The sequence below is a fragment of the Citrobacter sp. wls615 genome (assembly GCF_005281355.1).
GTDB lineage: Bacteria > Pseudomonadota > Gammaproteobacteria > Enterobacterales > Enterobacteriaceae > Citrobacter > Citrobacter werkmanii.
The window spans coordinates 1-1,177 of record NZ_SZXM01000072.1 but is presented as its reverse complement, the minus strand read 5'-3'; the positions used below and the strand labels follow the sequence as shown (position 1 = coordinate 1,177).

Below are 1,177 nucleotides of genomic sequence, written 5' to 3'. Positions count from 1 at the left end.
GATGCAGAAGTGAAGGTTAAGCCGATGCAGGCGAACGGCTTAAACAGCGATGCCAGCAAAAGCGATCGGGAGAAGCTGAACCGCATGCTGGAGGAAATGTTTGAAGAATCCGATATGTGGTTAGTTTCGGAGTAGTGCCAGCTTTTACCAAGTCCTTTTCATACCTTTCTGGATACGGGAAACCAAATTCCCGTATTGGATGAACCATTGCCGCCCTTTTTTAAAGCTGCTCTACCAGCGGATAAAAATTATGATCCTCGCGCTGCATTCGTTCATGCACCTTGCGCAACACTACATTCGCGTCGCGGCGAAATGCCTCGTCACAATTGATAAGCTTATTTGCCGTATTCCAGCGACGGGAAAACTTTTCATACTCGGCAACAATATCAGCCATCTCGCGCTGAAAATTTACGCTCATTGTTTTTAGCTTTTGATCGTTCACCTTTTCCAGATAAGGATATAAAAACTGATCTTCGGCAGAAAGGTGTACTTTAATCACAGAACTCATACTGATAACGGTTTGAGCGATTTCTTGCGCATGAGCCGTCACACCCGCCAGGCTAAGCTCCCTGAGGCGGCTAATTTTATGGATAATCTCGGCATGCTGGATCTTCATTTTATCAATATTCACTGGGGAATCCCTTAATGAGCTTTGCAATTTATAACATATATATTAAATGCATCTTTAAAAATAAGCAAGCTGAGTTGTTTTTATTAAATTTTATAAATTTACGTTATGTAAATACATAATAAACAAAATTTGAATGCAAATATAAAGAGATCTATTGCCAATCTTCGGAATTTTTCTATCGTACATATGTCTCAAAACTGCGCCAATGCCGCCTCAAGAGATATCGCAGCATCAGTGCTGTTGATAAAGTGCGTCACCCGCCTCATAACCTCAGCCTCTTCAGCTGCATCACCTTCGATCGCTTCGCCGTCATCCGTGATTAACGCTTTCCCCCTAAGCTTCGCAAACTGCGTCCGACCTCCGGACAGAATCAACAGCGCATCACCCTGCTGTGGGCGCGTGACCGGGACGATGATCGCATAACCCGCCGACGTCTCGAGGATGCGACTGTCGGGAGTCATGCAGACACTGGCTGGCGTAACCCGCTGCTCTATATAGTCGGTAGCTGGTGAAGGAAAGCCCATGTTTACGCCCTCTCTTGAATAC

At 45.2% G+C, this 1,177-nt stretch carries 3 protein-coding genes; 1 reads left to right on the top strand and 2 read right to left on the bottom strand.

The window, feature by feature from the left end; translation table 11 throughout:
• The coding region (locus FDX04_RS19625) for a DinI-like family protein (protein WP_137371367.1) at positions 1–135 on the top strand (135 nt) is incomplete at its 5' end.
• An 85-nt stretch (positions 136–220) separates the two neighbouring features.
• Here FDX04_RS19625 and FDX04_RS19620 read toward each other — a convergent pair.
• On the bottom strand, positions 221–631 hold the full coding sequence (locus tag FDX04_RS19620; RefSeq protein ID WP_137371366.1) for a hemerythrin domain-containing protein: 411 nt from the start codon (positions 629–631) through the stop codon (positions 221–223).
• A 191-nt stretch (positions 632–822) separates the two neighbouring features.
• Positions 823–1,155, bottom strand: a complete 333-nt coding sequence (locus tag FDX04_RS19615; RefSeq protein ID WP_003841689.1) for a hypothetical protein — start codon at positions 1,153–1,155, stop codon at positions 823–825.
• Positions 1,156–1,177 lie beyond the last annotated feature (22 nt).

Bases quoted from the DNA above. Each gene is read 5' to 3' on its own strand.
- FDX04_RS19615 (WP_003841689.1), bottom strand. From the start codon at position 1,155: ATGGGCTTTCCTTCACCAGCTACCGACTATATAGAGCAGCGGGTTACG.